Here is a 10,506-nt window from a genome sequence, read left to right on the forward strand (position 1 = left end):
CTGCAGGCCATCGGCGGATATTGGCGCCGGGACGACGAGGCGAGCGGAACGTTCGACGCTGAACTTTGATGGGACGCGTCGGGCAGCGAATGATGCGGGTCCGGTATCGGGTCTGATACTGCACCGCGGCATCGCGGCGGGGGAGAGCAGGAGTCGAAACCGCTGCAGCAGGAGGCGTATGGAAACGTGGTCATGCACATCATTGATCGGCGCCTGAATCCGGGCGGCAAAAGTCTCGAAAACCGTCAGCGATTTTTGCGCCGAGCCAAGGCGTTGGTTCAAGGAGCCGTGAAGAAGACGTCGCAGGACCGCGACATCAAGGACGTGCTCGAGGGTGGTGAGGTCTCCATCCCGCTCGATGGCATGGACGAGCCGCGCTTCCGCCGCGAGGGCGGCACCCGCGACATGGTGCTGCCCGGCAACAAGAAGTTCGTCGAGGGCGATATCCTGCCGCGCTCCGGCGACGGCAGCGGCCGCAAGTCGGCGCCGGGGCAGGGCGACAGCGAGGACGCCTTCCGCTTCGTGCTGAGCAAGGAGGAGTTCGTCAACCTGTTCCTCGACGATCTCGAGCTGCCCGATCTCGCCAAGCGCAAATTCGCCGAGGCCGAGAGCGAAGGGTTGGTGCGCGCGGGCTATTCGACGTCGGGTTCGCCAGCCAATATCTCGATCAGCCGCACCGTCACCCGCGCCTTGGCCCGCCGCGTCGCGCTCCGCCGGCCGCGGCCGGAGGCGATTGCCGAGCTCGAAGCCCAGCTGGAGCAGGAGACCGACGACGACAAGCGCGCCGCGCTGCTGGCCGAGCTCGAAGCGCTGAAGGCGAAGGCCAAGCGCATCCCCTTCATCGATCCGATCGACATCCGCTACCGCCGCTTCGAAGCGGTGCCGAAGCCGATCGCGCAGGCCGTGATGTTCTGCCTGATGGACGTGTCCGGCTCGATGTCGGAGCACATGAAGGACCTCGCCAAGCGGTTCTACATGCTGCTCTACGTGTTCCTGACCCGGCGCTACCGCCATGTCGAGATCGTGTTCATCCGCCATACCGATCGTGCCGAGGAGGTCGACGAGCAGACCTTCTTCTACGGACCGGCATCCGGCGGCACCCTGGTGTCGAGCGCGCTGCAATGCATGCACGACATCGTCCGCTCGCGCTTCCGGCCCTCGGACTGGAACATCTACGCGGCGCAGGCCTCCGACGGCGACAACGCCACCTCGGATTCCGAGAATGTCGCGCGGCTCCTGGCCGACAACATCCTGCCGGTGTCGCAGTTCTTCGCCTATCTCGAGGTCGGCGAGTCCGGCACCTATTCGTTCGAGATGCCGGACTCCGCGCTGTGGTCGCTGTATGAGCGGCTGCGCGCCAATGGCGAGCCGCTGTCGATGCGCAAGGTGCGCGACCGGAGCGAGATCTTCCCGGTGTTCCACGACCTGTTTCAGCGTCGCGGCACCACGCAGGAGAGGGCGGCGTCATGAGCGGACTGCTGTTCGAGGGCGCCGACTGGAATTTCCTCACCTTGCAGCGCATTCACGATACCTGCGAGAGGGTGGCGCACAAGGAGCTCGGGCTCGACACCTATCCCAACCAGATCGAGGTGATCACGGCCGAGCAGATGCTCGACGCCTATTCCTCGGTCGGCATGCCCCTGTTCTACAAGCACTGGTCGTTCGGCAAGCACTTCGCCTATCACGAGGCCTCGTACCGCAAAGGGCTGATGGGCCTCGCCTATGAGATCGTGATCAACTCCTCGCCCTGCATCTCCTATCTGATGGAGGAGAACACGGCGACGATGCAGACCCTGGTGATCGCGCATGCCGCGTTCGGTCACAATCACTTCTTCAAGAACAACTACCTGTTCAAGCAGTGGACCGATGCCGACGGCATCCTCGACTATCTCGACTTCGCCCGCGGCTACATCGCGCAATGCGAGGAACGTTATGGCCGGCTCGCGGTCGAGCATACGCTCGATGCCGCCCACGCGCTGATGTCGCATGGCGTCGACCGCTATCCCGGCAAGAAGAAGCTCGACTTCCGCGAGGAGGAGAAGCGCGCCGGCAAGCGCAGGCTCTATGAGGAGGGCCAGTTCAACGATCTCTGGCGCACGGTGCCGACCGGCCCGGTCAAGACCAATGCGATGCTGAACGTCGAGCGGCGCCGCGCGCTGCTCGGCCTGCCGCAGGAGAACCTGCTTTATTTCCTGGAGAAGACCGCGCCGCGGCTGGCGCCCTGGCAGCGCGAGCTGCTGCGCATCGTCCGCCACATCGCGCAGTATTTCTATCCGCAGGGCCAGACCAAGGTCATGAACGAGGGCACGGCGACCTACGTGCATTATCGCATCATGAACCGTCTGCACCAGGAAGGACGACTCACCGACGGCAATTTCCTGGAGTTCCTGCAGTCGCACACCAATGTCGTGTTCCAGCCGGAGTTCGACGATCCGCGCTACTCCGGCTTCAACCCCTATGCCCTTGGCTTTGCGATGATGCAGGACATCGAGCGCATCGTGAAGGATCCGACCGACGAGGATCGCGAATGGTTTCCGGACATCGCCGGCACCGGCGACGAAATGGCGGTGCTGCGTGACGTCTGGGCGAACTATCGCGACGAGAGCTTCATCAGCCAGTTCCTCAGCCCCAACCTGATCCGGCAGCTCAGACTGTTCCACCTGCATGACGATCCGGCCGAGCGCGCCGGCATTCTTGTCGATGCCATCCATGACGAGCGCGGCTATCGCCGCATCCGCCGCGAGCTGTCCAAGCAGTACGACGTCGGCTACATCGACCCCAACATCGAGGTGGTCGATGTCGATCTCGCCGGCGATCGCCGCCTGATGCTGCGGCATACGGTGGTCAAGGGCGCCCAGCTCAACGAGACCGACACCAAGCGCGTGCTGCAGCATCTCGCCGATCTCTGGAGCTACGACGTGTCGCTGGTCGAAGTCGATGCCGCCACCGACAAGGTGCTGAAGGAGTACGTGCTCAATCCCCGGATACAACCGGCGGCCGCCTAGCGCGGCCGCCAAGCCTTAGATATCAGCTGTTAGATCTCCGCGTACACTTCGAGCAGATTGCCGTCCGGGTCCCTGAAGAACAGGGTCCGGTGCCCGAAGGGCTGGTCCGTCGGCGGCTCCATGAGAGCGACGCCCTTGCTGGTCAATTCTGCCGCGCAGCGGTCGACATCGTTACGGCCCACCTTGAACGCGAGCTGCAGCGAGGCGGCGCCTCGGGGCGTCAGCTGGTCCGATGCGAGCCGCTTCGGTTGCGCCAGCGCCAATGTATTGGCGCCGATCCGGTATTCGATCCAGCCCTGCGACAGCTCGCGCGTGATCGGGAAGCCCAGCACGTTCTCATAGAAGCCGCGCATCGCCGTCCAATCACGGACGAGGATGATCGTATAGTCGATGGCGCGAATGGCGTTGAAGGCGGACTTGATCTCCGGGGTGCCGGTCATCGGGTTCTCCCTCCTGTCAGCCCACTCTAGACCATGAAGATGATGTGCGTGTCCAAACCTCGCTTCGTCATGGCCGGGCTTGACGAGCGCGAGAACAGCAACCGCCGCCGACTTGGCGTTATGCATACGGGCATCGTCTTGCGTCACTGAGGAGCGCGCGCAATCCGGTCCCCGGCGAGTAGCGCAAGTCGGCTGAGCTCGCTATGTTACGGGGGAGCCGCCCGGCAGCAGCAGCGGGATCGGCTGTTGAGAACGTGGCAAATCGGGCGTGACACGCGTGGTTGGACCAGGGGAGACGACGAGCCGGCGGGACCGGTTCATTCCGATACGCAAGTCCGAGGTCCTCGACGCCGTGATTTCGCACGGTGGACTGGACGACACGCAATCGGCCGACCTGCGCCGGCTCGCCCAGATGCTCGGTGCCATCCTGCATCACGAGTATTTCGACGAGCTCGATCGCCTGCGCGACGCCTATTTCGACTTCGATCCCGAAGTGCCGGTCGGGCGCCATCGATCGCCCGAGGAGCTCGACGCGGCCTATCGCAGCCTCGCCGACGAAGTCGTGCAGGTGCTCGGCGAGGCCAATTTCATCGAGATCAGCCATGCCGAGATCGAGCGCGCGTTTGCCGAGCATGCGCTTGTCAGGGTCAAGCTGAAGGCGTCGATCTCGGACTACCGCGCCGTCCGCATGTTCCGGCGCGGCCAGCATCAGGAGACGATCGAGGTCCCCATGTTGTATGGGCTGCGCCGGCGCAAGCATGAGATCGAGGTCTATGACGACATCATCCTGATGGTCGCGACCAGGCCCGACGAGCCGACCCGGACGAAGCGTAAGACCGCAGCCTGGCGCGGCCGCAACAAGATCCGCGGCGGGGCGGTGCTGTTCAAATATTTCCGTCACATCGCGCGCTTCGATCTCGAGGCGCTGCTGCCGAACGTCCGTGTCGTCATGGGGCTGCGCGAGCAACTGACGCTGGGCGTGCCGGCGCTGGTCGGCGGCGTGCCGATTCTGCTCAAGCTGGCCTCGACGCTCACCGTGCTGTTCATCGTCGCCGGCTTCTATCTCGGCCTCAGCGGCACCGTGCACGACAACGATACCGAGCAGGCGCTGGCGGCGCTGTCGGGCCTGTTCGCGCTCGGTGCCTTCATCCTGCGGCAATGGGGCAATTTCCACCGCCAGTCGCTGATCCATCAGAAGCAGGTCACCGACAACATCTACTTCCGCAACGTCAACAACAATTCCGGCATCTTCAACTACCTGATCGGCGAGGCTGAGGACCAGGACTGGAAGGAGGCGGTGCTGGCCTATGGCGGCCTGCTGCTGGCGTCGGTGCCGCTCTCGCGGGCTGCATTGGGCAGCCATGTCGAGGAGTTGCTGCAGCAGATGTTCGGGCTGGGTCGGGCGTTCAATATCGATGAGGCGCTGATCAGGTTGCGCGAGTTCGGCCTGGTCAGCGGCGGTGATGATGCGCTGTCGGCGCTGCCGTTGCCCGATGCGATTGTGCAGCTCGAACGGGTGTGGGCGAATGCGCTGCGGTCATGAGATCGAGGCCTCATGGTTCGAGACGCGCCGCCAGGCCGGCTGTTGACGATGGCGCGAGACCGGTGGCGCGGCGCTCCTCACCATCAGGAGTGACGGCGAGGCGCCTTGAAGGAGAGGTGCCGCACATTCAGACCTCGTCCTGAGGAGCCGCCGGAGGCGGGCGTCTCGAGGGACGGCTACGGCAAGCTGTCGACGTAGCGATCAGCCTAGCGCAGGCTCGCATTGATCTTGTCGAGCACGCTCTGCCCCGGGCACAGATCAGCCGCCTCCAGCCGGTTCAGCGGCCGCTCCACCGTATTGAGGTGGCTGTGCAGGTCGTCGGCCTCGGGGTCGACATAGAGCAACCCGGTCACGATCTGGCCTTGCGCGGCATGCTTCTGCAGGAAGGTCATGGCGCCGAGCCGGTCGTGCGGGTCGTAGTCGGCGTCGATCTTGCGCAGCGCCAGCCGCGAGCCGTCGTGCTGTTCGACGATCTGCACCGTGCCCGGATCCTGGTCGATCTCGATCGGATCGCGCCCGGTCAGCACGTCCAGCCGGTTCACGGCGTCATTGTGCTCGCGGACATAGTCGAAGCTCTTGGTCGAGCCGGCGTGATTGTTGAAGGCGATGCACGGGCTGATCACGTCGATGAAGGCCGCGCCCTTGTGCTGGATGGCGCCGGCGATGATCGGCACCAGCTGCTTCTTGTCGCCGGAGAACGAGCGCGCGACATAGGTCGCCCCGAGCTGCAGCGCGATGCCGACGAGGTCGATCGGGTTGTCGGTGTTGGTGACGCCCTTCTTGGACTTCGAGCCGCGGTCGGCGGTCGCCGAGAACTGACCCTTGGTCAGGCCGTAGACGCCGTTGTTCTCGACGATATAGGTCATGTTGACGCCGCGCCGGATCGCGTGGGCGAACTGACCGAAGCCGATCGAGGCGGAATCGCCGTCGCCGGAGACGCCGAGATAGATCAGCTCGCGGTTGGCGAGGTTGGCGCCGGTCAGCACCGACGGCATGCGGCCATGCACGGTGTTGAAGCCGTGCGAATTGCCGAGGAAATAGTCCGGCGTCTTCGACGAGCAGCCGATGCCCGAGATTTTTGCCACCCGATGGGGCTCGATCGACAGATCGAAGCAGGCTTCGATGATCGAGGCCGTGATCGAATCGTGACCGCAGCCGGCGCACAGGGTCGAGATCTTGCCCTCGTAGTCGCGATGGCTGTAGCCGAGCGCGTTCTTCTTGATGCCGGGATGCTGGAATTTCGGCTTTGCGATGTAGGTCATGAGAGCACCATGCCGCCCACGGCCGTCATGGCCGGGCTTGACCCGGCCATCCACATCGGGCCGAGAAAAGGAAGGAGATGGATGCCCGGGTCAAGCCCGGGCATGACGGAGGAGAGAGGCGGGGCAGGGTCATGATACGGCCTTGCGCAGCGGGGTGACCTTGATCTGGTCCTGATGGGTCCCGATCGCATCCGCGATGAAGCGCGCGGTGATCGGGGTGCCGTCATAGTGCAGGATCGGCACCAGACGGACCGGATCGATGCCGTTCTCGGTGACGATCAACTGGCGCAGCTGGGCGTCGCGGTTCTGCTCGACCACGTAGACGAAGTCGTGCTCGGCGATGAAGCTCGCCACGCTCGAATGGAACGGGAAGGCGCGGATGCGCAGCCGGTCGAGCTGGTGGCCGCGCGCCTCCAGCAATTCGATCGCCTCGTCCATCGCCGGCGCGGTCGAGCCGAAATAGATCACGCCGTATTTGGTCGGCTTGGCCGCGTTGGCCTGCAGCGGCCGCGGCACCATGTCCTCCGCGGTCTGGAACTTGCGCAGCAGGCGCTGCACGTTGTCGGCATAGACGGCGCCTTCCTCGGAATAGCGCGCGTAGCGGTCACGTGACGTGCCGCGGGTGAAGTAGGAGCCCTCCGTCGGATGCGTGCCGGGGTAGGTGCGGAACGGAATGCCGTCGCCGTCGACGTCGAGATAGCGGCCGAAGTCGCGGCCTTCGTCGAGCATCTCGGCCGTCATCACCTTGCCGCGGTCATACTGCTTGGCATCGTCCCACTTCAGCGGCCGGCACAGCCGCTGGTTCATGCCGATGTCGAGGTCGAGCATCAGGAAAATCGTGGTCTGCAGCCGTTCGGCAAGATCGAACGCCGCCGCCGCGAATTCGAAGGCCTCCGCCGGATCCTCGGGGAACAGCATCACGTGCTTGGTATCGCCATGCGAGGCGTATCCGCAGGCGATCAGGTCGCACTGCTGGGTGCGGGTCGGCATGCCCGTGGAAGGGCCGGCGCGCTGCACGTTCATGATCACGGCCGGAATCTCGGCGAAGTAGGACAGGCCGATGAACTCGGTCATCAGCGACACGCCGGGGCCCGATGTCGTGGTGAAGGCGCGGGCGCCGTTCCAGGAGGCGCCCACCACCATGCCGATCGAGGCGAGCTCGTCCTCGGCCTGCACGATCGCGTATTTGGCCTGCCCGGTTTCCGGATCGTGCCGCAGTTTCTTGCAGTGGTTGCTGAACGCCTCGGCCAGCGACGACGACGGCGTGATCGGGTACCAGGCGCAGACAGTCGCGCCGCCATAGACGGCGCCGAGCGCGGCGGCGTTGTTGCCCTCGATGAAGATGCGGTCGCCGACCTTGTCGGCCTTCCTGATGCGCAGGCCGATCGGGCATTTCAAATTCTGCAGCGCCCAATCGCGCCCGAGATGCAGCGCATGGACGTTGGAGGAGAGCAGCTTCTCCTTGCCCTTGTACTGCTCGCCGATCAGTTGCTCGATCAGCTTCGGGTCCATGTCGAGGAGGGCGGAGAGCGCGCCGAGATAGATGATGTTCTTGAAGAGCTGGCGCTGGCGCGGATCCGAGTAGGTCGAGTTGGTGATCGCCGTCAGTGGCACGCCGATCACGGTGATGTCGTCGCGGAACTTGGTCGACGGCATCGGCTTCGTCGAATCGTAGAACAGGTAGCCACCGGGCACGATGCCGGCGACGTCCTTGTCCCAGGTCTGCGGATTCATCGCGACCATCAGGTCGGTGCCGCCGCCTCGCGCGCCGAGATGGCCCGCTTCGGTGACGCGCACCTCGTACCAGGTCGGCAGGCCCTGGATGTTCGACGGGAAGATGTTGCGGGGGCTGACCGGCACGCCGTGACGAAGCACGGCGCGCGCGAACAATTCGTTGGCGCTGGCCGAGCCGGAGCCGTTGACGTTGGCGAAGCGGACGACGAAGTCGTTTACGCTGCTGAGCGGCGCTTGCTGGGACATGCGTTACCTGCGTGGGTCGTCTCGATGAAATATTTCTGCATGTCCCACGCACCGGTGGGACAGCGCTCGGCGCACAGGCCGCAATGGAGGCAGACGTCCTCGTCCTTCACCATCACGCGCCCGGTCTTCAGATCCGACGACACGTAGAGGCTCTGGTCGGGATGAACAGACGGCGCCTTCAGCCGCGCGCGCAGATCGGCCTCCTCGCCATTGTCGGTGAAGGTGATGCAGTCCATCGGGCAGATGTCGGCGCAGGCGTCGCATTCGATGCACAGCGTGTCGGAGAAAACCGTCTGCACGTCGCAGTTCAGGCAGCGATGCGCCTCGCCGAGCGCGAGCTTGACGTCGTAGCCGAGCTCGACCTCGGCGCGGATGTCCTTCAGCGCGACCACCTTGTCGCGGTGCGGCACCTTGAAGCGCTTCTCCGGCGAGACGTCGTTGTCATAGCTCCATTCGTGGATGCCCATCTTCTGCGAGGAGACGTGCACCTCGGGCAGCGGCCGCTCGGTGATGTCCTCGCCGGAGAGCAGGCGGTGGATCGACAGCGCCGCCTCGTGGCCCTGCGCGACCGCCCAGATGATGTTCTTCGGGCCGAACGCGGCATCGCCGCCGAAGAACACTTTCGGGTTGGTCGAGACGAAGGTGGCCGGGTCGACCTTTGGCATGTGCCATTTGTCGAACGCCACGCCGCAATCGGCCTCGATCCAGGGGAACGCGTTCTCCTGGCCGACGGCGACCAGCACGTCGTCGCACTCATAGGTGACGTCGGGCTCGCCGGAGGGCACCAGAGAGCGCCGGCCGTCGGCGTCATACTCGGCCTTCACCTTCTGGAAGGTGACGCCGGTCAGTCTGCCATTGTCGTGAGTGAACGCGACCGGCACGAGGTAATTGAGGATCGGAATGTCCTCGTGCAGCGCGTCCTCCTTCTCCCAGGGAGACGCCTTCATCTCCTCGAAGCCGGAGCGCACGATGACCTTGACGTCCTCGCCGCCGAGGCGGCGGGCGGTGCGGCAGCAGTCCATCGCGGTGTTGCCGCCGCCGAGCACGATCACGCGCCTGCCGATCTTGTCGGTATGGCCGAACGACACGCTGGACAGCCAGTCGATGCCGAGATGGATGTTCGCGGCGGCTTCCTTGCGGCCGGGGATGTTCAGCTCGCGGCCGCGCGGCGCGCCGGAGCCGATGAAGATGGCATCGTAGTTCTCGGCCAGCAGCGTCTTAAGGCTGTCGACGCGATGGCCGGCCTTGTAGTCGACGCCGAGGCTGAGCACGTAGCCCGTCTCCTCGTCGATGACGCTGTCGGGCAGACGGAACTTTGGAATCTGCGAGCGCATCATGCCGCCGGGCTTGGGATCGGCGTCGAACACGGTGCAGTGATAGCCGAGCGGCGCGAGGTCGCGTGCGACGGTCAGCGAGGCCGGGCCGCCGCCCACCAGCGCGATGCGCCGGCCGTTCTTCGGGGCCGGGCGCGGCATGCGCTGGTGCACGTCGTCCTTGAAATCGGCCGCAACGCGCTTCAGGCGGCAGATCGCGACCGGGCTTTCCTCGACACGCCCGCGTCGGCAGGCGGGCTCGCAGGGGCGATCGCAAGTGCGTCCGAGAATGCCCGGGAATACATTCGATTTCCAATTGATCATGTAGGCGTCGCTGTAGCGACCCTCAGCGATCAGGCGGATGTATTCAGGGACCGGAGTGTGTGCGGGACAAGCCCATTGGCAATCGACCACTTTGTGAAAGTAGTCGGGGGCCGAGATATCAGTCGCTCTCATTCATACCCTGTCCGCGCGGCGAACCATGAGCGCGCGGCCTTCCTGGCGTGAGGACGACTGTTTGTTCAGGATCGGCTGGGGATCGATGTGGGTCCGGAGCAGGTCCTGTTCGTCGCCCTTCTGCTTTTTGAATGGCTCAATTGAATAGTCTTATCAGACTAGAGCCATTCCAAGGCGCACACAAAGGCAAATTTGCAACGCTGCCCCTCATGCACAGTGTGCGCTGCCGCATTGCAGACGCGATGCCGCCGCGTGCTGCGATGCGGGAGGTGGTGCGACAAACGATGACGGACTGGTGACGATGGTGGCCTTTACAGGACGAATGAACGGACACGCGAGTTGCTCCGCACTCGGTCGTCATGCCCGGGCTTGACCCACGGCTGTCCGGTTCAGACAGACTGGACATGGTGCATGGCGTGGATTCTTCTGTGGTCTTGAGCATCGCCAAATGTTCGAGACACACCAGGAAGGTCCCGCCATGCCGCATCAGAATACAGTATTCCGAGA

7 protein-coding genes are annotated in these 10,506 nt (G+C 64.4%); 3 read left to right on the forward strand and 4 right to left on the reverse strand.

All coding sequences use genetic code 11. The annotated features are described in order from the left end of the window. The first annotated feature begins 192 nt into the window (after positions 1-192). Together ACQR2C_RS30775 and ACQR2C_RS30780 are read left to right on the forward strand one after the other, a co-directional pair. A complete protein-coding gene (locus ACQR2C_RS30775) occupies positions 193-1,470 on the forward strand; it encodes a YeaH/YhbH family protein (protein WP_316217655.1) in 1,278 nt (425 codons plus the stop codon). Next, positions 1,467-3,005: a SpoVR family protein gene (locus ACQR2C_RS30780; RefSeq protein WP_315805439.1), complete on the forward strand. Its 1,539-nt coding sequence runs from the start codon at positions 1,467-1,469 to the stop codon at positions 3,003-3,005. The genes ACQR2C_RS30775 and ACQR2C_RS30780 overlap by 4 nt, the downstream gene beginning before the upstream one ends. Positions 3,006-3,034: 29 nt before the next feature. On the opposite strand, the gene ACQR2C_RS30785 is transcribed toward ACQR2C_RS30780, so the two are convergent. Then, on the reverse strand, positions 3,035-3,445 hold the full coding sequence (locus ACQR2C_RS30785) for a VOC family protein (RefSeq protein ID WP_316217688.1): 411 nt from the start codon (positions 3,443-3,445) through the stop codon (positions 3,035-3,037). A 277-nt stretch (positions 3,446-3,722) separates the two neighbouring features. On the opposite strand from ACQR2C_RS30785, the gene ACQR2C_RS30790 reads away from it, so the two are divergent. Further along, on the forward strand, positions 3,723-4,988 hold the full coding sequence (locus ACQR2C_RS30790) for a TMEM143 family protein (RefSeq protein ID WP_434882806.1): 1,266 nt from the start codon (positions 3,723-3,725) through the stop codon (positions 4,986-4,988). A gap of 206 nt (positions 4,989-5,194) precedes the next feature. Here ACQR2C_RS30790 and ACQR2C_RS30795 read toward each other — a convergent pair whose 3' ends face one another. From ACQR2C_RS30795 to ACQR2C_RS30805, 3 genes are all read right to left on the reverse strand, one after another. Next, on the reverse strand, positions 5,195-6,250 hold the full coding sequence (locus ACQR2C_RS30795) for a 2-oxoacid:ferredoxin oxidoreductase subunit beta (RefSeq protein ID WP_434882807.1): 1,056 nt from the start codon (positions 6,248-6,250) through the stop codon (positions 5,195-5,197). Between the two features lie 129 nt (positions 6,251-6,379). Continuing rightward, positions 6,380-8,230 carry a 2-oxoacid:acceptor oxidoreductase subunit alpha gene (locus tag ACQR2C_RS30800; RefSeq protein ID WP_434882808.1) on the reverse strand — a complete coding sequence of 617 codons (1,851 nt, stop codon included), beginning with the start codon at positions 8,228-8,230 and terminating at the stop codon, positions 6,380-6,382. After that, on the reverse strand, positions 8,200-9,999 hold the full coding sequence (locus ACQR2C_RS30805; RefSeq protein WP_434882809.1) for an FAD-dependent oxidoreductase: 1,800 nt from the start codon (positions 9,997-9,999) through the stop codon (positions 8,200-8,202). Before ACQR2C_RS30805 ends, ACQR2C_RS30800 begins: the two co-directional genes overlap by 31 nt. Positions 10,000-10,506 lie beyond the last annotated feature (507 nt).

Origin of the sequence: Bradyrhizobium sp. HKCCYLRH3061 (assembly GCF_051168015.1) — a bacterium.
Lineage (GTDB): Bacteria > Pseudomonadota > Alphaproteobacteria > Rhizobiales > Xanthobacteraceae > Bradyrhizobium.

Excerpts from the sequence above, each read along its gene's own strand:
- ACQR2C_RS30775 (WP_316217655.1), top strand. The coding sequence starts at position 193 with ATGCACATCATTGATCGGCGCCTGAATCCGGGCGGCAAAAGTCTCGAA.
- ACQR2C_RS30780 (WP_315805439.1), top strand. The coding sequence starts at position 1,467 with ATGAGCGGACTGCTGTTCGAGGGCGCCGACTGGAATTTCCTCACCTTG.
- ACQR2C_RS30785 (WP_316217688.1), bottom strand. The coding sequence starts at position 3,445 with ATGACCGGCACCCCGGAGATCAAGTCCGCCTTCAACGCCATTCGCGCC.
- ACQR2C_RS30795 (WP_434882807.1), bottom strand. The coding sequence starts at position 6,250 with ATGACCTACATCGCAAAGCCGAAATTCCAGCATCCCGGCATCAAGAAG.
- ACQR2C_RS30800 (WP_434882808.1), bottom strand. The coding sequence starts at position 8,230 with ATGTCCCAGCAAGCGCCGCTCAGCAGCGTAAACGACTTCGTCGTCCGC.
- ACQR2C_RS30805 (WP_434882809.1), bottom strand. The coding sequence starts at position 9,999 with ATGAGAGCGACTGATATCTCGGCCCCCGACTACTTTCACAAAGTGGTC.